Source organism: Rhodococcus sp. NPDC127593, from assembly GCF_042671975.1.
Taxonomy (GTDB): domain Bacteria; phylum Actinomycetota; class Actinomycetes; order Mycobacteriales; family Mycobacteriaceae; genus Rhodococcus_F.
This window is the reverse complement of sequence record NZ_JBHXWI010000005.1, coordinates 179086-202875: the sequence shown is the minus strand read 5'-3', so window position 1 is coordinate 202875 and position 23790 is coordinate 179086. Positions and strand designations below refer to the sequence as shown.

Here is a 23790-nt window from a genome sequence, read left to right as displayed (position 1 = left end):
GTTTCTTCCGGCAGTTACATCCCTTCTTCAGGCGAGGTGCCATGACCACAGATACACAGACCGAGGTCGCGCAGGCGCGCCCCTTCGACTGGTTCCGCACCCTCGGGCCGAAGGGAAAGAGAGCCTTCGTCGGGGCGTTCGGCGGATACGGACTGGATTCCTACGACTTCCAGGTCCTCCCGCTCGGCCTCGCGGCCATCGCCGCCTACTTCGGCCTCACCACCGGTCAGGCTGGTCTGCTGACGACGGTGACGCTGGTCGTGTCTGCGCTCGGCGGTGCCCTCGCCGGCATCCTCGTCGACAAGATCGGCCGGGTCCGCACCCTGCAGGTCACCGTCGCGACGTACACGATCTTCACGGTGCTGTGCGGCTTCGCTCAGAACTTCGAGACGCTGCTCGTCTTCCGCGCCTTCCAGGGCCTCGGCTTCGGCGGCGAGTGGGCGGCGGGTGCGATTCTCGTGGCCGAATACGCCCGGGCCGAGTACCGGGGCCGGGCCGTGGCGTTCGTCCAGAGCGCGTGGGCAGTCGGCTGGGCGCTGGCGGTGATCGTCTACACGGTCGTCTTCCAGCTGTTCGATCCCGACGTCGCCTGGCGAGTGCTGTTCTTCACCGGTGTTCTGCCCGCCTTCCTCATCATCTGGGTTCGCCGGAACCTGAAGGACCCCGAGGTCGTCACGAAACGTCGTGAGTCCGCGGGCAAACAGACGGGTTCGTTCGCCGCCATCTTCCGCGGCGGACTGCTCCGCACCACCATCTTCGCGTCGCTGCTCGCCACCGGTGTGCAGGGCGGCTACTACACGCTGGCGTCCTGGCTGCCCACATTCCTGAAGACCTCGCGCGGACTCGACGTCGTCGGCACCGGCGGGTACCTCGCCATCCTGATCTCGGGTGCGTTCCTCGGTTACGTCAGCGGCGGCATCCTCACCGACAAGCTGGGCCGCAAGCGGACCATGCAGCTGTTCGCGGCACTGTCGGCCGTCTTCATGGTCGGCTACACCCAGGTGCCCGAGGGTGCGAACACGTTGATCCTCATCCTGGGCTTCCCCCTCGGCTTCTGCACGTCGGCGATCTTCAGTGGTTTCGGATCGTTCCTGTCCGAGCTGTACCCGACGCAGTCCCGCGGCACGGGCCAGGGCTTCACGTACAACTTCGGCCGCGCGGTCGGTGCCGTGTTCCCCGCGGTCGTCGGTTTCCTGGCGGCCACCCAGCTGGGTATCGGCGGCGCGATGATCTTCGGTGCGCTCGGTTACGCCATCGCCGTCGTCGCCTTGTTCTTCCTCCCCGAGACCCGCGGGATCCAACTTGACTGACTCACCGACCGACCTCCGATCCGCATTCCGTTCGGGACGTATCACCCCGACCGCCGGTCTGGCGCCCGGATTCGCACAGACGAATCTCATCGCCGTTCCGCAGGACTGGGCCTACGACGTTCTGCTGTTCACGCAGCGGAACCCGAAGCCGTGCCCCGTCCTCGACGTCGGCGACGTCGGCTCCAGGGCGACGATGCTCGCCCCCGGCGCCGACATCGCCACGGACCTGCCGCTGTACCGCGTGTGGAAGGACGGCGAACTGGCCGACGAGACCGCGGACGTGTCGGCGCTGTGGCGGGACGACCTCGTGGCGTTCCACATCGGATGCAGCTTCACGTTCGAGCATCCGGTGGCCGCCGCCGGGGTGCCGCTCCGGCACGTCGAGCAGGGCAGCAACGTCCCGATGTTCGTGACCAACCGCGAATGTCGGCCCGCAGGCCGGATGAGCGGACCGATGGTGGTGTCGATGCGACCCGTTCCCGAACATCAGGTGTCCCTCGCGGCGGCGATCTCGGCGCGGATGCCCGCCGTCCACGGTGGACCCGTCCACGTCGGTGATCCCGCGGAACTCGGCATCGCCGATGTCGCGGCCCCCGACTTCGGCGATCCGGTGAACTTCGAGCCCGGCGACGTGCCGGTGTTCTGGGCCTGCGGGGTCACCCCGCAGGCGGCGGTGATGGCGTCCCGGTTGCCGTTCGCGATCACCCACGCGCCCGGGTACATGCTCATCACCGACATCCCGGACAGCGAGTACGTCCTGGAGGTTCCCGATGCGTGTTGATCTGAACTGCGACCTCGGTGAGGGCTTCGGGCAGTGGACCCTGGCGGACGACGAGGCCCTCCTCGACATCGTCACCAGCGCGAACATCGCGTGCGGGTTTCACGCGGGGGACCCGATGATCATCCGCCGGGCCTGCGAGGGCGCGGCCGAGCGCAACGTCGCGATCGGCGCGCACGTGGGGTTCCGGGATCTGGCCGGATTCGGCCGCCGTGAACTCGCAGTGGCGCCGGCGGATCTGCGCGACGAAACGTTGTACCAGATCGGCGCGCTCGCCGGGTTCGCGCGGGCCGCCGGGTCCCGCGTGTCATACGTCAAACCGCATGGTGCGCTCTACAATTCCGCCGCGCTCGACTTCGGGCGGGCCGAGGCGATCGCGTCGGCCATCGACCGGTTCACCGAGCCGCTCGCGCTGATGGGTCCACCCGGCTCGCAGTTGCAGCGTGCGGCGGAAACCCACGGCATCGAGTTCGTCGCCGAGGGTTTCGCCGACCGCCGCTACACCGCCGCGGGCTCGTTGACCCCGCGCTCGGTGACCGGCGCCGTCATCGACGATCCCGACGTCGCCGCCGCCCAGGCCGTGCGCATGGTGTCGAGCGGAACGGTGGAGTCGATCGACGGCGACGATGTCGCGGTGTCGGTGCGCAGCATCTGCGTGCACGGCGACTCGCCCGGATCCGTGCGCACGGCCCGCCAGGTCCGGCACGCCCTGGAGAGTGCCGACGTCACGCTCGGGGCCTTCGCATGACCACCCCCAGCGCCGGCACCCGGATCCTTCCGGCGGGCAACCGGGCCCTCCTCGTCGAACTGGAGTCGGAACCCTTCGTGGTGTCGTTGACCGAACGTCTCCGCAACACACCGGTTCCCGGTGTGGAGGACGTTCTTCCGGCGGCGCGGACGGTGCTCGTCACCACGACTCCGCGGACCGACCTCGACGAGGTGCGCCGCGCACTGCGGACGATGACCGTCGACCTCGAGGCGCAGGAGCGCACCGGCGTCCTCGAATCCGAACCGGTCACCGTCCCGGTCCGCTACGACGGCGCCGATCTCGCCGACGTCGCCGACCATCTGCGGATGAGTCGCGAGGACGTGATCGCGGCCCACACCGCGGCCACCTGGCGCTGCGTATTCATCGGATTCGCACCGGGTTTCGCCTACCTGAGTTGTGGTGACGACCGGCTCACCGTGCCACGGCGGGCCCAGTCCCGCACCGTGGTGCCCGCCGGGTCCGTGGCCCTCGCGGGTGGCTACGGCGCGGTGTATCCCCGGTCTTCCCCCGGCGGATGGCAGATCATCGGAACCACGGACTCCCCGATGTGGAACCTCGACGCGAACCCTCCGGCGCTGCTGCAGCCGGGGCGTCGCGTCCGATTCGTCGACGAGGAAACACTGTGAGTGAACTCGAAGTACTCGAAACGGGTCCGCTCAGCCTGATCCAGGATCTCGGTCGCCCCGGCTACCTGAGTTCGGGTGTGGGCGTGTCCGGCGCCGCCGACCGCGGGTCCGCGAAGCTGGCCAATCGGCTGGTCGGGAACGACGAGAACAGCGCGTGCATCGAGGTGCTGATGGGCGGCCTCGCCCTCCGCTCACGGGAGGTGACGATCGTCGCCGTCACCGGTGCACCCGCCACGGCGCTGCTCGACGGAATCCCGATGGGGCACGCCAGCGTCATCGTGATGCAACCGGGACAGACGCTGCGCCTGCAGTACGCGCAGGCCGGTCTGCGCAGCTACGTCGGCGTCCGAGGCGGCGTCGCGGTGCCGGACGTGCTCGGCTCCCGCAGCACCGACACCCTCTCCGGAATCGGCCCGGAAGCGTTGAAACCCAACGATGTTCTGCCCGTGGGAACCGCGGCGACGAACTTCCCGAACGTCGACGTCGCACCCGTTCCCCCGATGGACGCGGGAACGCTGTCGGTGCGCGTCATCGGCGGCCCCCGCGACGACTGGTTCACCAACCCCGAAGCGTTGACCGCCGGGGCGTGGGCCGTGTCCTCGGACACCGATCGCATCGGGGCCCGCCTGAACCGGCACGGCGACGCGCCGTCTTTGATGCGGACGTCCGAGGCCGAACTCCCGACCGAAGGTGTCGCGCTCGGCTCCATCCAGGTTCCGCCGAGCGGGCAGCCCGTCGTCTTCCTCGCGGACCATCCCATCTCGGGCGGTTATCCCGTCATCGGCGTCGTCGCGGACGAGGACATCGACCGGATCGCCCAGGCTCGACCAGGTCAACTGATTCGCTTCACCACTGCGTGATCGGCTTCGCACCGATCCCACCACAGGAGATCACCCCATCGTCATGAACAGCATCGGCACGGAACTCGACACACCCTGGTCCCACGAGCTGTGGCGCAGCACGCTGCTCGCGGAACCGCACCATCAGGGCACCGCGGTCGCGCGCCACTACGCGTCCGCGCTGCCGATCAGCTATGCCACCGAAACCGATCCGGCACAGGCGATCCGCGACGTCGCCGAGGTGGAGCGTCTCGGCGTCGACAGGGTGGCGCTGACATTCACGACCGCCGAGGCGTCCGCGCCGTACGAGAACCTGAAGATCTACGCGGTCGGGAAACCCGCACCGCTCAACGAGGTTCTGCCGATCCTGTCCAGCCTGGGCGTCAACGCGCTCGACGAACGGCCGGCCGCCTTGACCCGCCCGGACGGGCACCGCGCCTGGATCTACGACCTGACCGTCGATCTGGTCACCGTGACGGAGGGCCACGGGGTGACCCGCGACAGCCGGATCGCGGACGCGTTCCGGGCGGCGTGGACGGGTGAGACCGAGGTCGACGGGTTCAACGCGCTCGTCCTGCACGCCGGGCTCGGCTGGCGTCAGGTGACCGTCCTCCGCGCGTACGCCGCCTACCTGCGTCAGGCCGGGCTCCCCTACAGCCGCAGCAACGTCGAACGAGTCCTGCTGGGCAACAGTGTAATCACGCAACTTCTCGTCGAGTTCCACGCGCTTCGGCTCGACCCGGGCATCGAACGCGACGCCGCCGCGGAAGACGCGCTCGAGGGCCGCATCGTCGACGCGATCGACGCCGTCGCCGGGATCGACGCCGACCGGATCCTGCGGGCACTGCTCTCGCTGATTCGCGCCACCACCCGGACGACGTACTACGCCGGCGACCGTCGGCCCCCGCGCGCTCTCGCGTTCAAGTTCGATTCCTCGTCGATCGACGAATTGCCGCTGCCCCGGCCGAAATACGAGGCCTACGTGTACTCGCCCCGCATGGAGGGCGTGCACCTGCGATTCGACGACGTCGCCCGCGGCGGCATCCGGTGGTCGGATCGTCGCGACGACTTCCGCACCGAGATCCTCGGACTCGTCAAGGCGCAGGCGGTCAAGAACGCCGTCATCGTCCCGGCGGGAGCGAAGGGCGGCTTCGTCGTCAAGAACCCGCCCGTGCCGACCGGCGACGCCGCTGCCGACCGGGACGCGATGCAGTCGGCGGGCATCTCCTGCTACCGCGAATTCATCTCGAGCCTCCTCGACATGACGGACAACCTCGACATCACCACCCGGCAGGTGATCGCGCCGGAGGCCATCGTCCGGCGCGACGGCGACGACACCTACCTCGTGGTCGCCGCAGACAAAGGGACAGCGGCGTTCTCGGATGTCGCCAACGCGATCGCACTCGAGCGCGGGTACTGGCTCGGCGACGGATTCGCGTCCGGCGGTTCCGTCGGATACGACCACAAGGCGATGGGCATCACCGCCCGCGGTGCGTGGGAAAGCGTCCTGCAGCACTTCCGTGAGATGAGCGTCGACACACGCACCGACGACTTCACCGTCGTCGGGGTCGGCGACATGAGCGGCGACGTCTTCGGAAACGGGATGCTGCTCAGCCCGCACATCCGCCTGATCGCGGCGTTCGACCACCGGCACGTCTTCATCGACCCCGATCCCGATCCGCAGCGGTCGTGGGACGAGCGGGCACGGCTCTTCGGGCTCGGCAGGTCGAGCTGGAAGGACTACGACAAGGCGGTCCTCAGCGACGGCGCCATGATCGTCGACCGGTCGGCGAAGTCGGTTCGGCTGACACCGGAGGCGCGGCGTGTTCTCGGGATCGAGGACGATCGGGTCCTCACCACCGTCGAACTCGTGCGCGCCGTCCTCGGTGCGCCCGCGGACCTGCTGTGGAACGGCGGCGTTGGCACATACGTGAAGGCGACGACTGAGAGCCACGCGGACGTCGGCGACAAGTCGAACGACGCGGTCCGGCTCGACGCGCCTGCGCTGCGGGTCCGGGTGGTCGGCGAAGGCGGCAACCTCGGCCTGACGCAGCTCGGGCGAATCGAATACGCGCGCAACGGTGGTCGCGTCAACACCGACGCGCTCGACAACTCGGCCGGCGTCGACTGCTCGGACCACGAGGTCAACATCAAGATCGCCCTGGCAGGCGCCACCGCGGACAACACGCTCACCGCGCAGGACCGGCGAGAGCTGCTGTCCGACATGACCGACGACGTCAGCAGGCTCGTCCTCGCCGACAACCGCAGCCAGAACGAGATGATGAGCCTGAACCGGGCGCAGGCGGGCACACTCGTCAGCTTCCACTCCCGCATGGTCGACGACCTGGAACGCCGCGGCCACGTGGACCGCGCGATCGACGTGCTCCCGACGTCCGCCCAGTTCGGCGCGCTCGAACGTGAGCAGAAGGGGCTGACGAGCCCGGAGCTGGCGCAGCTCACCGCGCAGGTCAAGCGTTTCATCAAGAGCGAGGTGTCGGGCACGACGCTCCCCGACAACGGGGTCTACGCCGGCCGGCTGCACAACTACTTCCCGCCGCGCCTCGGCCGGGAGTTCGCGCACACGGTCGCCGCGCACCCGTTGCGCCGGGAGATCGTCACGACGTCGGTCGTCAACGACATGGTCGACCGCGCGGGGATGACGTACGCATTCCGGCTGCGGGAGGAGACGGGTGCCGACTCCGCGGAGGCGGTGAACGCCTTCACGGCGGTCACCGAGATCTTCGACCTCGGAGCGACTTTCGAGCGGATCCGGGCGGCCGCCGGCGCGACGCCGACGCCGGGCACGAATGCACTGACGGTGCAGACCCAGCGACTGATCGACCGCGCGTCGCGGTGGCTGACCACGCACCGGCCGCAACCGCTGCCGCTCGAGGCCACCATCGCCCGCTACCGGCCGGTCGTCCGCGACCTCGGGCCACGCGTGCGGGAATGGTTGCGGGGCGACGAGATCACCGCGGTCGAGCGGCGCACCGAGGCGCTAACGTCGCGAGGGGCGGACGCCGGGCTCGCCGCCGACGTGGCGGACCTCCTGCACACGTACTGCCTCCTCGACATCGTGGACATCGCGGAGATCTCACAGCACCGTCCCGAGGACGTCGCGGAACTGTACTTCGCGCTGTCGGCGCATCTGCACATCAACACCGCACTGACAGCCGTCACGGCGCTCCCCAGGCTGGACCGGTGGCACGCCCTCGCGCGCCTCGCCCTGCGCGACGACCTCTACAGCTCGCTGCGCGCCATCACCCTCGACGCGCTGTCCGTGAGCGAACCCGGCGAGGACGCAGCCGACAAGGTCGACCAGTGGGAACAGCACAACGCCGCCCGGCTCGCCCGCGCGCGTGCGCTGCTGACCGAGATCGAGTCGGAGGTCGCCACCGAACCCACGCTGGCGCTGATCTCCGTCGCGGCCAGGCGGATCCGGGCGATGACGCGGTAGGCGCTTCGCGCCCGTGCGCCTTTCTGGTTGTTCCAGCTACCAAAAAGGCGCACGAGCCGCGGAGCGGCCTAGAGCACCTGCGACAGGAACTGCTGCAGCCGTTCGGTTTCGGGTTTGTCGAACAGCTGGTCCGGCTTGCCGGTCTCGACGACGGCACCGTGGTCCATGAACAGCACGGTATCGGACACCTCGCGGGCGAAGCCCATCTCGTGGGTGACGACGACCATCGTCATGCCGCCGTTGGCGAGGTCGGCCATCAGCGCGAGGACGCCCTTCACCAGCTCGGGGTCGAGTGCGGAGGTGGCCTCGTCGAAGAACATCACCTCGGGCTTCATCGCGAGGGCGCGGGCGATCGCGACGCGCTGTTGCTGCCCTCCCGACAGGTTGCCGGGCCGCGAGTCGGCCTTGTTGGCGAGGCCGACGAGTTCGAGTTGCTCGAGCGCCACCGACCGCGCCTCGTTCTTGGACATACCCTTGAGCTTGCGGGGCCCGAGGGCGATGTTGTCGACGACGGTCTTGTGCGGGAACAGGTTGAAGTGCTGGAACACCATGCCGATGCGCTGCCGCAGCTTGTCCGGGTTGTCCTTCAGCACCGACTTGCCGTCGAGCAGGACGTTGCCCTGATCGGGTTCGTGCAGGCGGTTGAGGACCCGCAGCAGCGTGGATTTGCCGGAGCCGGACGGTCCGATCACGGTGACGGTGTCGCCGGCGTCGACGTGGAGGTCGACGCCGCGGAGCACCTTGTTGGTGCCGAACGCGAGATGCAGGTCGGTGCCAGTGAGAGAGACGGCCATCGCCTTATCCCCTTTCCACGACGATGGACTGTTCCACCGGGTCGAGCGTGCCGGACGTGTCGGCGCGGCCGGTGCGCAGACGGTTGTCGATGTAGTTGACGAGGTGGGTCAGCGGAATCGTCATCGCCAGGTAGAACAGGCCGGCGGCGACGAGCGGCGACAGGTTGCCGGTCTGGGCGTTGAGGTCGCGGCCGACGGCGAACAGCTCCCGCTGGCTGACGAGCAGGCCGAGGAAGTAGATCAGCGACGAGTCCTTGATCAGGGAGATGAACTGGTTCATCAGCGCGGGCAGCACCCGTCGCACACCCTGTGGGACGACGACGAGCGTCATCGACTTCCGGTAGCTGAAGCCGAGCGCCCGGGACGCCTCGAGCTGTCCGGGTTCGACGCTCTGGATGCCGGACCGGAAGATCTCACCGATGTACGCGGACGCGAGCAGCGACAGCGCGGCCGCACCGAGCCAGTAGGGGTTGTTGCCGGTGAGTCCCTTGACGATGGGTCCGGCGCCGAGGCCGACGATGAGGATGATGACGACGGCGGGCAGGCCGCGGAACACGTCCGTGTAGATGCGGGCGGGCCAGCGGAGCCAGCGGGTGCGGGAGATCCCGGCCATCGCGAGCAGCATGCCGAGGACGGTGCCGACGATGCCCGACGCCAGCGCCAGGATCAACGTGTTCGGCAGACCGGTCTTGAGCAGATCGGGGAACGCCCGCGTGTAGAGGTCCCAGTTGAAGAACGTGTCCTTCAGCTGCTGGAGTGTCGATTTGGGTTCCGCGACCGGGGTTTCGGTCGCGTTCTGCGAGTTCTGGGCGGCGAGCGCGGCGAAGTCCGGCAGGTCGGGCGCCGGTGCCGCCTCGCTGCCGGGCTTCCAGCCCTCGGGCAGTTCGCGGGGCACCCAGTCGGAGTACAGCTGCGCCCACGTGCCGTCCGCGATGGTCGCGTCGAGACCGGAGTTGAGGGCGTCGATGAGCGGCTGGTTCTCCTTGTTGACGGCCCAGCCCACGAAGTTGTTGACGCTGAAGGTGTTCTCGACGATCGACGTGGGATCGCCCGGCGCGATGGCACCCTCGGCCTGCTGCGACGGCGCCACCCAGGCGTCGATCTGCCCGGACTTCAGATTCGCGTAGGCGGTGGCGTAGTCGGGGAACTTCACCGGGTTCAGCTTCAGCGTGTTCACGACGTAGTCGTCCTGGACGGTGCCCTGGACGACGCCGATGCGGGTGGACGCGGTGAGGTCGTCGAAGCCCTGGATCGGACCGCCGTTGGGAACGACGAGGGAGAAGTAGCCGAAGTCGTAGCCGTTGGTGAAGCCGACGGTGTTGCGGCGTTCGTCCGTCGTCGTGATGGACGAGGATCCGACGTCGAAGCGCCGCCCGGCGACCTGGGCGAGCAGTCCGGCGAACTCGGTGCCGACGAAGTCGACGCGCAGGCCCAGTTTGCCGGCGACGGCTTTCAGCAGTTCGTTGTCGTAGCCGGTGAACTGGTTCTCCGAGTTCACGCAGATGCTCGGCGGTGCGTCGGACAGCGTGCCGACGGTGAGCACACCGGGGGTGATCAGGTTCAGTTTCGACGTGTCGATCTGGTCGATCGGGGTTGTCGACGGCGTCGTGTAACGGTCCTCGGCCGCGGCGCCGGCGGCGGCGAGGTTGGTCGGGGCGGCGGTGGCCGCGCCCACGCCGGGTGGCGAACACAGATCCTGCGATGCCGCCCCCGACGTCTCCCCGTCACTCGAACACGACGACAGGGTCAGCGCCAGCAGGGCGGTGAGCAGCAGCGCCACCACCACACGGATCTTCGCTCCGACGGAAGAAAACATGGTGAGCAGCGTAACCCTGGCAGTCGGTATTTCCGGGGTCGGAGGACGTGTGGGGCGACGCCCGTCACTCTCCTTGTTTGTCATACAAACAAAGTCGAGTTATTGTTTGTCATACAAACAAGTAGGAGTGCAGACATGGTGCCGCAGACGGGCCGAGCAGCGCGAGCCACCCGGGAGTCCGGTCGTCAGACCCGCGACGCCCTGTTCACCGCCGCCACCGAACTGTTTCTCGCGAACGGCGAGGGCGTCCCGATCACGCAGATCTGCGCCGCCGCGGGGGCCCACCCCAACCAGGTGACCTATTACTACGGTTCCAAAGAACGGCTCTTCGTCGAGGTCGCGTGTGCTGCCGTGTTGCGCGCAGGCAAGAGGGCCGAGGACGACGCGGCCACCGCGGAGACCGTCGGCGACTACACGGAGAGACTCGTCGGCTCCCTGCTCGGGCCCGGCGCGCCCAGCGTCGAACTCTTCACCTCGGCGATGCTGATGACGGGGCGGCGCAGCGAACTGCGCGACCTCATCACCGACACCCTCCGCACTCTGCACTCCTCGGGCGAGGACGCGCTGATCCGCACCCTGATGCGCACCGGCTGGCAACTGCGCGCCGGCATCGACGTCGAATCGAAGGCGTTCTGGTCGGCGATCTTCGGCCTCGTGATCCAGAAGACCGCCACCGGCGAGAGCTTCGGCTACTCGCTCGAGGAGTCCGTCGCCGTCATCTTCGCGAACCTCCAGATCCCCAGGACCGTCCGCAACACCTCCATCGACTGAACCCTCTTCTTCAAGGAGCGCGATGAACATCGTTCGCGTATTCGACAGCAACGTCCGGAAGACGCCCGACAAGGCCTTTCTCCATTTCCAGGGGCGCGACCATACGTATGGTTCCGTGCAGGACGGCAGCCGCCACGCGGCCGCCCTGCTGCGGAAACTGGGGGTCGGGCGCGGCGAGCGCGTCGCCCTCATGTGTTTCAACACCCCCGGCTTCGTCTACGCGATGCTCGGCGCCTGGCGCATCGGCGCGGTGGTGGTGCCGGTCAACCACAAGATGCAGGCACCCGAGGTCGACTACATCCTGCGGCATGCGCAGGTGAAGGTGTGCGTCTTCGACGGCGAACTCGCACCCGTGATCGAGCGACTCGAGACGCCGGTGCAGCTGCTGACCACCGACACCGCCGTGGCGGGCCACACCTTCTTCGACGACGCGATCGCGGACCCGGACGGCATCGACGGCATCGACCTCGACGAGAACGACCCCGCGGAAATCCTCTACACCTCCGGTACCACCGGCGCGCCCAAGGGTTGCGTGCACAGCCACCGCAACGTCGTGCTCGTGGCGACCACGGCGGCCGTCGGTCTGTCGATCACCCGCGACGAGCGACTGCTGATGGCCGTCCCGATCTGGCACGCATCGCCGCTCAACAACTGGCTGATGGCGACGCTCTACATGGGCGGCACCGTCGTGCTCGTCCGCGAGTACCACCCCGTCCACTTCCTGGAAGCGATACAGCAGCAACGCATCACGCTGTGCTTCGGACCGCCGGTCATCTACACCACGGCACTGAATGCGGTACCGGACTTCGCCGACTACGACCTGTCCAGTGTCCGGGCCTGGCTCTACGGCGGCGGGCCGATCGGCGCCGACGTGGCGCGCCGGCTCGTCGAGTCGTACCGGACGACCCGCTTCTACCAGGTGTACGGGATGACGGAGACGGGTCCTGTCGGGGCCGTCCTCTACCCGGAGGAACAGCTCGCGAAGGCCGGCTCGATCGGCCGGGCGGCGCTCGCCGGCGTCGACATGCGCCTGGCCGGCCTCGACGGCGGTGATGTGCCCGTCGGGGAGATCGGCGAAATCTGGCTGCGTACCGAGACCGTGATGCAGGGCTACCTCGACGATCCCGGTGCCACCGCAGCCGTGTTCGCCGACGGCGGCTGGTACCGCACCGGCGATCTCGCACGCAAGGACGACGACGGCTACCTCTACATCGTCGACCGGGCGAAAGACATGATCATCACCGGCGGCGAGAACGTCTATTCCAAGGAAGTGGAGGACGCCATCTCCGGCCATCCCGACGTCGTGGACGTCGCGGTGGTAGGCCGGCCGCACCCCGAGTGGGGTGAGACCGTCGTCGCGCCCGTCGTGTGGCGTGAACCGGACGTCGTGGGTGCCGACGACATCCGTGACTACCTGTCGGACAAGCTGGCGCGCTACAAGATTCCCCGCGACTACGTGTTCGCCACCGTGTTGCCCCGCACCCCCACCGGCAAGATCCAGAAGCACCTGATCCGCTCCGCGAGCTGACTCACGAAAGACAGTGTCATGACTACTTTTTCCGAAACGAACGTCACCCATCCCGCACCCCACCGGACGCACGCCGTGCTCAACCAGTCGGTGCCCCGCACCGAGGTCAACGAGTTCACCCTCGACACGGTGCTGTCCGAGGGCGTGCGCCGCCACGACGCCGACTGGGCCACCGGCGAACTCACCGACATCGGCGCACTCGTCGGCAGCGCCACGTTCCAGCACGACGCCGAACTCGCCAACACGATCATCCCCGAACTGAAGACGTTCGACCGCTGGGGCAACAGGATCGACGAGGTCGAATACCACCCCGCGTACCACCGGATCATCTCCGCGGCCGTCGCTCACGGAGCGCACACGTCGGCCTGGGCCGATCCGAAGCCGGGCGCGAACGTCGCTCGCGCAGCGGCATTCATGATGTTCGCGCAGATCGAACCCGGACACTCCTGCCCGATCTCGATGACCAACGCCGTCATCCCCTCCCTCGAACTGCAACCCGACGTCGCCGCGATCTGGAAGCCCCGCGCGCTGTCCCGCAGCTACACCCCCGAACTCGACGCACCCGGCAAGGCGTCCGCGATCTTCGGCATGTCCATGACGGAGAAGCAGGGCGGCTCGGACGTCCGGGCCAACACCACCGTCGCGAAACCCGCCGGTCGCGGCGGTCCCGGCGCCGACTACCTCCTGACCGGGCACAAGTGGTTCTGCTCCGCGCCGATGTCCGACGCGTTCCTCGTCCTCGCGCAGGCGGAAGGCACAGGCGGCGAAGGACTGTCGTGCTTCCTGCTGCCGCGCATCCTCCCGGACGGCACCCGCAACGTCTTCCGCATCCAGCGGCTGAAGAACAAGCTCGGCAACAAGTCCAACGCGTCGTCCGAGATCGAACTCGACGGCACTGTCGGCGTCATGGTCGGCGAACCGGGGCGCGGCGTCCGCACCATCATCGAGATGGTCGCGCGCACCCGCCTCGACTGCGTGCTCGGCAGCACCGCGGGGATGCGGCAGTCCGTCGCCGAGGCGGTGTGGCACGCCCGGCACCGTTCGGCGTTCGGCAAGGTCCTGGCCGATCAGCCCGCGATGACGTCGGTGCTCGCCGACCTGGCGCTCGAGTCGGAGGCGGCCACCGTCACCGCGCTGCGCCTCGCCCGGGCCCACGACGAGGACGCGAGCGAGCAGGAACGCAGCTTCCACCGCCTCGCGACCGCGGTCGCGAAGTACTGGATCTGCAAGCGCGGCCCGCACCACGCCTACGAGGCGCTGGAATGCCTGGGCGGCAACGGCTACACCGAGGACTTCCCGCTCGCCCGCCGCTACCGAGAGCAGCCCGTCATGGCCGTGTGGGAGGGGTCCGGCAACGTCATCGCCCTCGACGTCCTGCGCGCGATGACCCGCGAACCCGACAGCGTCGCCGCGTTCGACGCGGAGGTGAACCTGTCCCGCGGCACCAACGCGGTGCTCGACGAGCACCTCGACCGGGTCCGGCGTCTGCTCGGCGAACTCGCCGGACTCGACGCTGCGGCCGCCCAACTGCGCGCCCGTACCGTCGTCGAATCGATGGCCCTCGCGCTGCAGGCGTCGCTGCTGACCCGGTTCTCGCCCGCCGCCGTCGCCGATGCATTCGTCGACGCCCGCCTCGGCCCCGACCGCACGCACGAATACGGCACCCTCTCCCCGTCCGCCGACCTGCAGGCGATCCTCAGGCGGGCGTAGGCGGCTCCGCCGCCCGTGCGCCTTTTTGGTAGCTGGGACAACCAGAAAGGCGCACGGGTGCGAAGCGCCCTCGGGCTCGGACGGCGGTCCCTGCGCAGACGACCACGGCGACGCCGCCGAGGATGGTGGCCCAGGTGAGCTGTTCACGCAGCAGCAGGGCCGCCCAGCTGATGGTCAACACGGGTTGGACCAGTTGGACCTGGCTGACCTGCGCCATCGGCCCGATCGCGAGGCCGCGATACCAGGCGAAGAAGCCGAGGAACATGCTCACCACGCCCAAGTACGCGAACGCGGCCCACTCGATCGGTGAGCCGGTGGGCGGCTGCCGGATCGCCGACATGACTGCCAGGGTGATCATCAGCGGCGCGGCGACCATCAGCGCCCAGGATACCGTCTGCCATGCGCCGAGTTCGCGGGCGAGGAGGCCCCCCTCGGCGTATCCGACCGCGGCGGCCACGACGGCGCCGAACAGCAGTAGGTCCGCCCAGTGCAAGTGACCAACCCCGTCGCCCTGCATGGATGCGAACACGACAGACGCCAGGGCGCCCACCCCTGCCATGATCCAGAACGACAGTGGCGGATGCTCCTTGCCCCGGACAACAGCGGTTACCGCCGTGGCCGCCGGCAGCAGCGCGATGACGACGGCACCGTGACTGGCAGGCACAGTCGTCAGGGCGAAGGACGTGAGAAGCGGGAAGCCGACGACGATTCCGGCCGCCACCACACCGAGACGCGCCCACTGCACACCTCGCGGAAAGCGCTGCCGGGTCAGCGTCAGAGCTGCCGCCGCGAGCACCGCCGCGATCACTGCCCGGCCCGAGCCGATGAACATCGGCGACAACCCGGTCACCGCCACCCGAGTGAACGGCACCGTGAACGAGAACGCTGCCACCCCGAGCAGGCCCCACCAGAGGCCGGCGCGAGAAGGCGATAACACTGTTGCGCGAATTTGAGTAGCGCTACTATCTACCGTCATGGTCAACGATAGCAGCGTGCGCATCGTCACCGCACTGGGTAAATGGATCGCCCAGGCGCCACCCGGCGCGCGGCTCCCATCGACCCGGTCACTCGTCGCCGAGTACGCGGCGAGTCCGGTGACCGTGCAGAAGGCCCTGCGTACCCTGACCGCGCAGGGGCTGATCGAGAGCAGGCCCGGCGTCGGCACGTTCGTTCGCGCCGTTCGGACGGCCCGGCCGCTCGACTACGGATGGCAGACTGCGGCTCTGCGATCCCCGCAGAGCCGCCTCCCCGCGCTGTCGACTCCGATGCGCCGGGCCCCCAACGATGCGATCGCGTTGCACGCCGGCTATCCGGATCGGGAACTCCTACCCGAGCGCCTGGTTCGATCCGCGCTGACCCGGGCAGCACGCAGCGACGCCGCGCTGTCACCCTCTCCCGCCGCGGGCCTCCCGGAGCTGCAATCGTGGTTCGCCAACGAACTGGGCACCTCGACACCCGTCGGCGTCACGCCGCCCACGGCGAGCGACGTCATCGTTTTGCCCGGAAGTCAGAGCGGGCTCAGCTCCGTCTTCCGGGCCCTGGTTCCCATCGGGCAACCGCTGCTGGTGGAGTCGCCCACGTATTGGGGGGCCATACTGGCCGCGGCCCAGGCCGGAGTGCACGTGGTCCCCGTCCCCAGCGGACCCGAAGGCCCCGACCCGGACGAGCTGGCGCGAGCCTTCGCGGAGACCGGCGCGCGGGTGTTCTACGCTCAACCGAATTACGCCAACCCCACCGGCGCGCAATGGTCGAACATGGTGTCCGAAAACGTATTAGAGGTTGTCCGGGCAAACGGCGCCTTCCTCGTCGAAGACGACTGGGCCCACGATTTCGGGATCGACACCGACTCCAACCCCGTCGCCGCGCACGACGACGCCGGCCATGTGGTCTACCTCCGCTCGCTGACCAAGAGCGTGTCACCGTCCATACGCATCGCCGCAGTCATCGCCCGCGGTCCGGCCCGGGAACGCATCCTCGCTGACCGCGGAGCCTCATCGATGTATGTCAGCGGACTACTCCAGGCCGCAGCACTCGACGTCGTCACCCAGCCCGGATGGCAGACCCACCTGCGCAATCTCCGGCAACAACTCCGAGCACGCCGCGACCTGCTCGTCACCAGCCTGCGCGAGCACGTCCCCCGAGCTCACCTCACCAACGTGCCCAAAGGCGGACTCAACCTCTGGGTGCGCCTGCCCGACGCAACCGATCTCCGGCAACTCGTCCGCGACTGCGAAGCCGCAGGAGTGCTCATCGCGCCCGGCGGCGAGTGGTTCCCCGCCGAACCCGCCGGGCCATTCATCCGACTCAACTACTCCGGCACGAACCCCGGCGCCTTCCCTGAAGGCGCACGCGTGATCGGCGAAAAGCTCGCCCGCAACACCTGAGGCGGCTCCGCCTCCCTGCGTGGTCAACGAGTCTCTGGACTCCTTGGCCGCTCACGGGCGGCGGAGCCGCTTGTCTCCGGCGGACAAATCCCCGCGCAAACTCGAGCCCCACGGAATATTCCGCATCTCACTCCCCCTGCATAGTGTCGTGGATCACACCACCACTGAAGGGGATCGAAACCGTGTCGGACATCGGCTATTTCGCTTGGGACCTCGCGACAGCACGTGGTGACGCACCGTGCCTGCGCGACGACCACCTCGACCTCACCTACCGGCAGTTCGCCGACCGCGTGGATGCGTTCGCGACGCAACTGACAGATAACGGCGTCCGGAGCGGGGACGTCGTCGCCGTGATGCTGCCCAACCGGGCGGAACTCCTGGTCGCCCTGATGGCCGCGTGGCGGATCGGCTCGACCGCGACCCCGGTCAACCCCACGTTCACCGCCGTCGAGGCGGAATACCAGTTCGCGGACGCCGAGGCCGTCCTCGTCGTCAACGAGGGACCGGGCGCACCCTCCGGCGGCCGCCCGACGATCGCCGTGGCCGACATGGCGACGACCCCGCGCCCGAACTGGGCCCCCGACAGTGGCCCGTCCGGCGACGACATCGCACTCCTCATCTACACGTCCGGTTCGACGGGACGCCCCAAGGGGGTCATGCTCACCCACGACAACCTGCAGTTCATGAGTTCGTCGATGGTCGAGCACTTCTCGCTCACGGCCGCCGACCACTGCCTGCTCGTCCTGCCGCTGTTTCACGTCAACGCGATCTGCGTGAGCTTCCTCGCGCCGATGCTGGCCGGGGGGCAGTTGAGCGTCACCGGACGGTTCTCGCCGGCCCGGTTCTTCGACGACGTCGCCAGGCTGCGGCCGACGTACTTCTCCGCGGTCCCGACCATCTACGCCCTCCTGGTCTCCCAGGACACCGTCGGCGACACCTCGTCGCTGCGGTTCGCGGTCTGCGGGGCGGCACCGATCTCCAAGGAACTCCTCGACCGTGCCGAGCAGCGTTTCGGACTCGTCATCGTCGAGGGGTACGGGCTCACCGAGGGCACCTGCGCGTCGGCGTGCAACCCGCCCGGCGGTGTCCGCAAGCTCGGCACGGTGGGCCCGGCGCTGCCCGGGCAGCGGATCGCCATCGCCGGACCCGACGGCGAGCACCTGCCCGTCGGCGTCACCGGAGAGGTGATCGTCGCAGGTGCCAACGTCATGCACGGTTACCGGGGACGCTCCGAGGAGACCACACGGACCGTCGTCGACGGTTGGCTGCACACCGGCGACGTCGGCCGCCTCGACGAGGACGGCTACCTCACCCTCGTCGACCGGATCAAGGACATGATCATCCGCGGCGGCGAGAACATCTACCCCAAGGAGATCGAGAACGCCCTCGCCACCCACGACGGCGTGCTCGAGGCAGCGGTGATCGGCGCACCACACGAGGTGTACGGCGAGGTGCCCGTCGCGTACGTCGTCACCTACCCCGACAGCCCCGTCACCGGCGACCAGCTCACCGACCACCTCCGAGGATGCCTCACGAAAGTCAAACTGCCCGTGTCTATTCACGTCGTCGACGCTCTGCCGCGCAACCCCGTCGGCAAGATCGACAAGCCCGGCCTGCGCAGCCGCCACCGGCCTGCCGCCGTCAGCTGATCCAGTACGCCCCACACCTCGGGACCCACCCGAGGCGATGACCCCTACCCACCTCAGCCCAGGAGCCTCCCATGGGATTCAAAACCGGGAACTTTCCCGACGTCGACCCCGCCACCTTCCTCGACCGCCCGTTCTTCGACCGCATCCGCGCCATGTCGACGCACTGGGTCGACTACGGCTTCGGGACCCCGAAGATGGTGCACACCATCTACATCCTGAAACTACTCGTCCTCTATCTCGGTGTGGGTCTGTCCATCGCGACCTTCACCTCCGGGTACAACGTCCTCGACGTCGGTGCATGGTGGAACGCCCCGGTCGTGTATCAGAAGCTGATCCTGTGGACGATGCTGATCGAGATCCTCGGACTGGGTGGTTCCTGGGGGCCGCTCGCCGGGCACTTCAAGCCCATGATGGGCGGCGCCCTGTTCTGGTTGCGACCCGGCACCATCCGGCTGCCACCGTGGCCGGGGAAGGTGCCGCTGACGTCCGGTGACACCCGCACCGTGTTCGACGTTCTCGTCTATCTCGCCATCCTCGTCAACCTCGCCCTGGCGCTCGGGTTCGCCGGCGTGCACACACCGTCCATCGACGCAGTGCTGCCCGGCAACCACGGCCTGGTGAATCCCACGCTTCTGTTGCCGCTGATCGTCTTGCTGGTCGTGATCGGGCTGCGCGACAAGGTCGTCTACATCGCAGCGCGCGGCGAACAGTACTTCCCGGCCGTCGTCTTCTTCGGTGTCCTTCCGTTCGTGGACATGATCGTCGCGCTGAAGCTGCTCATCGTGTCGGTGTGGGTCGGCGCCGGCGTCTCCAAGCTGGGCCACCACTTCTCGATGGTCGTGCCTCCGATGCTGTCCAACACCCCCTGGTTGCCGTTCAAGTCGATCAAGCGCGCCCACTACCGCAGCTTCCCGAACGACCTGCGGCCGTCGCTCGTCGCCGGTGGGGTCGCCCACGTCCTCGGCACCGTCGTCGAGGTGGTCACGCCGCTGGTGCTGCTGTTCACCACGAACGGCACCGTCACCCTGCTCGCGGTCGCGCTGATGGTGGCGTTCCACCTGTTCATCCTGTCGACGTTCCCGCTTGCAGTTCCGCTCGAGTGGAACCTGCTGTTCGCCTACGCGTCGGTGTTCCTGTTCCTCGGCTTCCCGAACGCCAACGGCTTCGGATTGGGAGACTTCTCGTCCCCGCTGCTGCTCGCCGTGATCATCGCGGCACTGGTGTTCTTCCCCATCCTCGGGAACCTGCGCCCCGACCTCGTCTCGTTCCTGCCCTCGATGCGCCAATACGCGGGCAATTGGGCGTCGGCGACCTGGGCCTTCGCGCCGGGCGCGGAGGACAAGCTCGACCAGTTCGTCAAGCGGCCCAGCCAGAACACCCGCACCCAGTTGCTGGCGACCTACCCGCCCGAGGTGGCCGACGTCGTGATGCACCAGCTGCTGGGCTGGCGGTCGATGCACAGTCAGGGCCGCGCCTTGCTCTCACTGATGAGCCGGCAACTCGGCGACAACATCGACACCTACTCCCTGCGTGAGGCCGAATTCAGCTGTAACTCACTGGTGGCGTTCAACTTCGGCGACGGGCACCTGCACAACGAACACCTGATCGCCGCGCTCCAGCGCCGCTGCAACTTCGCCCCAGGCGAGTTCCTCATCGCCTGGATCGAGTCGCAACCGATCCACAAGGGCGTCCAGGAATACAAGGTGATCGACGCCGCCCTCGGCGTGATCGAACGCGGCACCTACAAGGTCGCCGACGCCATCGCCGAGCAACCGTGGCTGCCGAACGGTCCCATCCCGTTCGACGTGCAGTGGACACTGGAGGGAGACATTGCCAGGTCGAGTACGCAGGAGGCGACGGTGCCGGACAATAGTGCGGCGGTGCGGCCGTGACCACCGCAGTCGTGGTCGGCAGCGGGCCCAACGGGCTCGCTGCCGCGGTCCACCTCGCCCGCCACGGTGTCGAGGTGCAGGTCCTCGAGGCGGCCGACACCATCGGCGGCGGCACCCGGTCCGCGGAACTCACCGTCCCCGGACTCGTGCACGACAACTGCTCCGCCTTCCACCCCATGGGCGCCGGGTCGCCGTACCTGCAGACCCTCGACCTCGAACGCTACGGCCTGAAGTGGAAGTGGGCCGACATCGACTGCGCCCACCCCCTCGACACCGGTGACGCCGGACTCCTGCACCGCTCCGTCCACGCGACCGCCGCCGGCCTCGGCGCCGACGGAACCCGCTGGCAGCGGATGTTCGGCGGGCTCGCCGACGGCTTCGACGACCTCGCCGCCGACCTGATGCGACCGATCGCGAACGTCCCGCGACACCCCCTGAAGCTCGCGAGCTTCGGGCCCCGGGCATTACTGCCCGCGACCGCCACCGCCCGGTGGTGGCGCACCGAGAAGGGCCGAGCGCTGTTCGGCGGGGTCGCCGCCCACGCCTACTACCGCCTCGACCGTCCCGCCACGTCCGCGGTCGGGTTGATGATCGTGGCCGCCGGACACCGCTACGGCTGGCCGGTCGCCGAGGGCGGATCGCAGTCCATCACCACCGCGCTCGCCGCGATGCTCACCGATTGGGGCGGCAAGATCACCACGGGCACCCGGGTCCGCGGCAGCCGCGACCTTCCGCCCGCGGACGTCGTTCTGCTCGACGTCGCCCCGTCCGCCGCCGTCGACATCCTCGGCGACCGGATGCCGTCCCGGGTCGCGAAGGCTTACCGCCGCTTCCGGCACGGCCCGGCGGCGTTCAAGGTCGACTTCGCCGTCGAAGGCGGCGTTCCGTGGACGAACCCCGACTGCGGCCTGGCCGGGACCGTCCACCTGGGTGGCACTTTCGCGGAGATCGCCGACGCCGAACGTGACGTCGCGACGGGCCGGATGCCGACGCGCCCCTTCGTCCTCGTCGGCCAGCAGTACCTCGCCGACCCCGGCCGGTCGAAGGGCGACCTGCACCCCCTGTACGCGTACGCCCATGTTCCGCATGGCTATTCGGGCGACGCCACCGAGGCGGTGGTCGCGCAGATCGAACGGTTCGCCCCGGGGTTCCGCGACCGTATCGTGGCCACCGTGAGCAGCGGGCCGGTCCGGCTGGCGGCGTCGAACCCGAACTACGTCGGCGGCGACATCATCGGCGGCGCCAACACCGAGACCCAGGTGGTACTGCGACCACGGATCGCCCTCGACCCCTACAGCACCGGAGTGCCGGGCACCTACCTGTGCTCCGCATCGACGCCGCCGGGGGCAGGCGCGCACGGGATGAGCGGGTACAACGCCGCCCAGTCCGCGCTGCGCTACCTGCGGCGGCGCGGAGGCGACGTCCTGTGAACGCAGTCGTCGACCGGCACGGTTCGATTGCCGTGATCACTCTGGACCGTCCCGGAGACGGGAACGTCGCGGACGCCGAGATGTCCGCCGCGTTCAGTGCGGCGATGGACACGTTCGCGGGTGATCAAGGCCTTCGGGTGGGCATCGTCACCGGTACAGGAGACACGTTCTGCGCCGTTGCGGACATCTCGGCGCTGACCGCCGGGCGGATGAGCGCGTACCGGGGGTTCGCCGACTTCGTTCGTCATCAGGTCGGCAAACCGCTGATCGCCGCCGTGAACGGACTGGCGTCGGATGGAGGCCTCGACCTCATCCTCGGGTGTGACGCCGCCATCGTCAGCTCCGAGGCCACGCTGTGGCCACGGCAGGCACGGGACTCGGTGTTCACGGCGGACATCCTCGAACCGGAAAGGGCGTTGCGTTGCGGGATCATCGATCGGATCGTGCATCCGCACGAAGTGTTGCCCGAATCCTGGCGGCTGGCGCGGGCACTGGCGGTCACACCGCCCGCGCCGGAGGGGATCGCCGCGGCGGTGACGCGTCGGCGCCGCGCCGGGGCACCGCATTTTCGGCGAGGGCAATCAGCCGGGTGTCAAAACTGCCGGCCCCAGCCATTGACACGCGAGTAGTGCAAGTTCGACTGCGAGCCGATCACGGGTGAAATCCTCACCGCGTTCCTCGGCTGCACGCTTGACCCGGTACTTCACGGAGTTGTAGTGCAGGCCTAGTTCTTTCGCCGCGGTGACGTTGCTGAGATTGTTCGCGAGATAGACCTGCACGGTGTCACGCAGGCGGGCGGCGTTGTCGCTGTCGGCTGCCAGCCCACGCAGGACGGCGTGTACCCAGGCGCGGGTCGCGGCCAGGTCGTCGATCAGCAGGGAGACCGTGGACACCCCCGGTTCGTCGTAGGCGGTGACGACGGGGGCGTTCCGGCCGGCGGCGAGTGCGAGCGCCCGGGCGCGTTGCGCGCCACCGTGAGAGTGGCGAAACCCGCTCGGGCCGTGTGCTACCCCGCCCACGGACATCGCGAGACCCGGATACCGCCCGGTGAGAAAGTCGCCCAGTTCGCCGTACCCGCGTCGCGCAGCTTTCCGTGCACCCAGTGGGATCCACACCCAACCGGTGACCCGGTCCGCGGCCACGAACAACGGGTCGGTCACGCCCCCGATGAAGCCGGCGACGTCGTGTGCCGCGGCCTCGATCCTCGCCAGCATGTCACCCGCATCGGTGTCGGACACCCAGATGATCGCGGCGAGGTGACGTTGAAGCAGAACATAATTGAGGGCGGCACCGGCGTCCGGATCGTCGTTGCCTGCCAGTATCTCCTGCACGCGAACAGCCCGGACACCGCTCTGGTGCGCCAGCCAACGCTCACGTTCACGCTCGTAGACTTCGACGACCTGCTGCGAGACCCTGTCGATGTACACCGACATGACGGTGATGATGCGTTGGAGTACCGGCACACCGAGCTCGGACGGGACCGCAGCTCCGCCCAGCTCGTCGAACACGAGTCCGAGCAAGTTGGTCTGCCCCAGCCGATAGGCGCGCACCAGAGCATTGACGGGAACCCCGTGCTGGGCAAGCCGTCTCGCGTACTCCATGGCGGCTGCCGGCGCATCCAGGATGTCCGGGTCGATATCGTGCTGAAGCGTGTGGAAGATGGTGTCGAGATTGCTCTCCACACTTGCACCGAGGAGATCGAACAACTGTCGATCAGCGCGCAGATCCGGGATCTCCGCATAGAGCACTTCGGTGATGTCGCCGGTCAGTGGCACCAGCCGCTGGTTGAGTGAAGCTGCGATGCGTCCGACCAGGAGCGCGACGCGCTCGTCGTGTGAAGCCATGGTGAGGACAATAGAGGGTGTCGGCACCGCAGGTACCCGTTCACCGGAAATCTCTTCTACCAGCGAACTGTCGCGCATGAGTCCAACAGGCCGAGGGGGCTCTTGTCCGGGCAGGACAAAAGCCGGCCGATCATTGGTGCTTCGGAGACGTGGTCAAGGCCGGACGGGCTCTTCTACCGTGAGGAGCGCTCGT

Annotated in this window: 18 protein-coding genes; 14 read left to right on the top strand and 4 right to left on the bottom strand. The window is 68.4% G+C overall.

Going from position 1 to position 23790, the window contains the following annotated elements:
* Positions 1-41 precede the first annotated feature (41 nt).
* The 6 genes from ACFVJ3_RS06395 to ACFVJ3_RS06370 are packed head-to-tail and all read left to right on the top strand — an operon-like array spanning position 42 to position 7779.
* A complete protein-coding gene (locus tag ACFVJ3_RS06395; RefSeq protein WP_378451266.1) occupies positions 42-1310 on the top strand; it encodes an MFS transporter in 1269 nt (422 codons plus the stop codon).
* Positions 1303-2091, top strand: a complete 789-nt coding sequence (locus ACFVJ3_RS06390; RefSeq protein ID WP_378451265.1) for a putative hydro-lyase — start codon at positions 1303-1305, stop codon at positions 2089-2091. Before ACFVJ3_RS06395 ends, ACFVJ3_RS06390 begins: the two co-directional genes overlap by 8 nt.
* A complete protein-coding gene (locus ACFVJ3_RS06385) occupies positions 2081-2836 on the top strand; it encodes a LamB/YcsF family protein (RefSeq protein WP_378451264.1) in 756 nt (251 codons plus the stop codon). The genes ACFVJ3_RS06390 and ACFVJ3_RS06385 overlap by 11 nt, the downstream gene beginning before the upstream one ends.
* Positions 2833-3483 carry an allophanate hydrolase subunit 1 gene (locus tag ACFVJ3_RS06380; protein ID WP_378451263.1) on the top strand — a complete coding sequence of 217 codons (651 nt, stop codon included), beginning with the start codon at positions 2833-2835 and terminating at the stop codon, positions 3481-3483. Before ACFVJ3_RS06385 ends, ACFVJ3_RS06380 begins: the two co-directional genes overlap by 4 nt.
* Entirely contained in the window at positions 3480-4343 is an 864-nt protein-coding gene (locus ACFVJ3_RS06375) for a biotin-dependent carboxyltransferase family protein (RefSeq protein WP_378451262.1), read from the top strand. The genes ACFVJ3_RS06380 and ACFVJ3_RS06375 overlap by 4 nt, the downstream gene beginning before the upstream one ends.
* A gap of 43 nt (positions 4344-4386) precedes the next feature.
* Positions 4387-7779 (top strand): NAD-glutamate dehydrogenase domain-containing protein, encoded by a 3393-nt coding sequence (locus tag ACFVJ3_RS06370; protein WP_378451261.1) that lies wholly within the window; start codon positions 4387-4389, stop codon positions 7777-7779.
* Positions 7780-7847: 68 nt separating this feature from the next.
* Here ACFVJ3_RS06370 and ACFVJ3_RS06365 read toward each other — a convergent pair whose 3' ends face one another.
* The gene (locus ACFVJ3_RS06365) at positions 7848-8573 is read right to left on the bottom strand and encodes an amino acid ABC transporter ATP-binding protein (RefSeq protein ID WP_378451260.1); all 726 of its coding nucleotides are present in this window, start codon (positions 8571-8573) and stop codon (positions 7848-7850) included.
* Positions 8574-8577: 4 nt separating this feature from the next.
* On the bottom strand, positions 8578-10389 hold the full coding sequence (locus tag ACFVJ3_RS06360; RefSeq protein WP_378451259.1) for an ABC transporter substrate-binding protein/permease: 1812 nt from the start codon (positions 10387-10389) through the stop codon (positions 8578-8580).
* A 135-nt stretch (positions 10390-10524) separates the two neighbouring features.
* Between ACFVJ3_RS06360 and ACFVJ3_RS06355 the strand changes: the two genes are divergently transcribed.
* From ACFVJ3_RS06355 to ACFVJ3_RS06345, 3 genes are read left to right on the top strand one after another with little or no spacing between them, the layout of a single operon-like run.
* Positions 10525-11160 (top strand): TetR/AcrR family transcriptional regulator C-terminal domain-containing protein, encoded by a 636-nt coding sequence (locus tag ACFVJ3_RS06355; protein ID WP_378451258.1) that lies wholly within the window; start codon positions 10525-10527, stop codon positions 11158-11160.
* 22 nt (positions 11161-11182) lie between these two features.
* Positions 11183-12688 (top strand): class I adenylate-forming enzyme family protein, encoded by a 1506-nt coding sequence (locus ACFVJ3_RS06350; protein WP_378451257.1) that lies wholly within the window; start codon positions 11183-11185, stop codon positions 12686-12688.
* An 18-nt stretch (positions 12689-12706) separates the two neighbouring features.
* Positions 12707-14398 carry an acyl-CoA dehydrogenase family protein gene (locus tag ACFVJ3_RS06345; RefSeq protein WP_378451256.1) on the top strand — a complete coding sequence of 564 codons (1692 nt, stop codon included), beginning with the start codon at positions 12707-12709 and terminating at the stop codon, positions 14396-14398.
* Here the strand turns inward: ACFVJ3_RS06345 and ACFVJ3_RS06340 are convergent.
* Positions 14385-15374, bottom strand: a complete 990-nt coding sequence (locus ACFVJ3_RS06340) for a DMT family transporter (RefSeq protein ID WP_378451255.1) — start codon at positions 15372-15374, stop codon at positions 14385-14387. The genes ACFVJ3_RS06345 and ACFVJ3_RS06340 overlap by 14 nt on opposite strands.
* Here ACFVJ3_RS06340 and ACFVJ3_RS06335 point away from each other — a divergent pair.
* From ACFVJ3_RS06335 to ACFVJ3_RS06315, 5 genes are all read left to right on the top strand, one after another.
* Positions 15373-16782: a PLP-dependent aminotransferase family protein gene (locus tag ACFVJ3_RS06335; protein WP_378451254.1), complete on the top strand. Its 1410-nt coding sequence runs from the start codon at positions 15373-15375 to the stop codon at positions 16780-16782. The genes ACFVJ3_RS06340 and ACFVJ3_RS06335 overlap by 2 nt on opposite strands.
* 182 nt (positions 16783-16964) lie before the next feature.
* Positions 16965-18431, top strand: a complete 1467-nt coding sequence (locus ACFVJ3_RS06330) for a class I adenylate-forming enzyme family protein (protein ID WP_378451253.1) — start codon at positions 16965-16967, stop codon at positions 18429-18431.
* Between the two features lie 71 nt (positions 18432-18502).
* Complete coding sequence (locus ACFVJ3_RS06325; protein WP_378451252.1) at positions 18503-20323, top strand: DUF3556 domain-containing protein; 1821 nt, start codon at positions 18503-18505, stop codon at positions 20321-20323.
* A complete protein-coding gene (locus tag ACFVJ3_RS06320) occupies positions 20320-21753 on the top strand; it encodes a phytoene desaturase family protein (protein ID WP_378451251.1) in 1434 nt (477 codons plus the stop codon). Before ACFVJ3_RS06325 ends, ACFVJ3_RS06320 begins: the two co-directional genes overlap by 4 nt.
* Entirely contained in the window at positions 21750-22382 is a 633-nt protein-coding gene (locus tag ACFVJ3_RS06315) for an enoyl-CoA hydratase/isomerase family protein (RefSeq protein ID WP_378451250.1), read from the top strand. The genes ACFVJ3_RS06320 and ACFVJ3_RS06315 overlap by 4 nt, the downstream gene beginning before the upstream one ends.
* On the opposite strand, the gene ACFVJ3_RS06310 is transcribed toward ACFVJ3_RS06315, so the two are convergent.
* Positions 22335-23597 (bottom strand): PucR family transcriptional regulator, encoded by a 1263-nt coding sequence (locus ACFVJ3_RS06310; protein ID WP_378451249.1) that lies wholly within the window; start codon positions 23595-23597, stop codon positions 22335-22337. The two genes, ACFVJ3_RS06315 and ACFVJ3_RS06310, sit on opposite strands and share 48 nt — an antisense overlap.
* Positions 23598-23790: the final 193 nt, after the last annotated feature.